This window comes from Caulobacter sp. D5, from assembly GCF_003185805.1.
Lineage (GTDB): Bacteria > Pseudomonadota > Alphaproteobacteria > Caulobacterales > Caulobacteraceae > Caulobacter.
The window spans coordinates 1-1,080 of the sequence record NZ_QHJY01000162.1 but is presented as its reverse complement, the minus strand read 5'-3'; the positions used below and the strand labels follow the sequence as shown (position 1 = coordinate 1,080).

Genomic DNA, 1,080 nt, shown 5'->3' with positions numbered 1-1,080 from the left:
GCGGGCCCCGGCGGCGCTGGACCTGGCCCGCGCGTTCCGGACGGCCGGCGCCCGCGTGCGGATGGCCGACTGCAGCCCTGCGCGCGCGGCGCGGCTGTCGAAGGCGCCCGAGGCGGTGCACGCCTACGCCTCGCCGGTGACACGGCCCGAGGCCTTCGCCGACGACGTCGAGGACCTGGTCGACACCCTGACGCCGACCCTGGTCGTGCCGACCTGCGAGGAGGTGTTCCACCTGGCGGCGCTGGCCGAGCGACGCCCGACCCTGGCCGCGACGCTGTTCGCGCCGCCGTTCGCAACGCTGCGACGGCTGCATTCCAAGCGGCTATTCGCGGAGGCCTGCGTCGCCGAAGGCCTGCCGGTTCCTCGCACCTGGGGCCTTACGAGCCCTGCCGATCTGGCCGGCCTGCCGCCGGCGGGCGAGCTGGTGTTCAAGCCGGAATATTCCCGCTTCGGCGTTCACGCCCTGATCCGGCCGACGGCGCAACAGGTCGCGGTCCTGCCGATCTCGGCCGCGCGGCCGTGGGTGGCCCAGGCCTGCGTGGTCGGGACCGAGACATCGTTCTACGCCGTGGCGCGGGGCGGACGGCTGACGGCGTTTTCCGCCTACGGCTCGGCCTGGCGCGACCGGGGCGGCGCCAGCTACGCGTTCGTCGCGCCATCGGCCGAGATCGTCGCGGTGCTGCGGGACCTCGCCGCAAGGCTGGCGGAGCGGATCGTGGGCGACGGACAGTTCGCCTGCGACGTCATCCTCGACGCCGAGGGACGGCCGTGGCTGCTGGAGTGCAATCCGCGAGCCACCAGCGGCGTGCACCTGTTCCAGCGCAGCGCGGCGCTCGGCCGGGCCTTCCTGGCGGACGGCCCGTGCGTCGAGCCGGACGATGCGCCGCCGCTGCATGTCGCGCCGGCCCTGTGGCTGCTGGGTCTGCCAGCAGCGCTGCGGCAACGACGTCTGGCCGACTGGAACGCCCTGCGGCGCGAGGGGCGTGACGTCCTGACCGCGCCGGGCGACCGGGCCCCGCTGCTGGGGGCCCTGGTCGACAGCGCGGCGTTCGGCCTGAAGGCGCTGGCCAGCGGCCGCAC

At 75.3% G+C, this 1,080-nt stretch carries 1 protein-coding gene; it reads left to right on the top strand.

Going from position 1 to position 1,080, the window contains the following annotated elements; all coding sequences use genetic code 11:
- On the top strand, positions 1-1,080 hold a 1,080-nt coding region (locus DMC18_RS26020), incomplete at both ends, for a hypothetical protein (protein WP_110132953.1).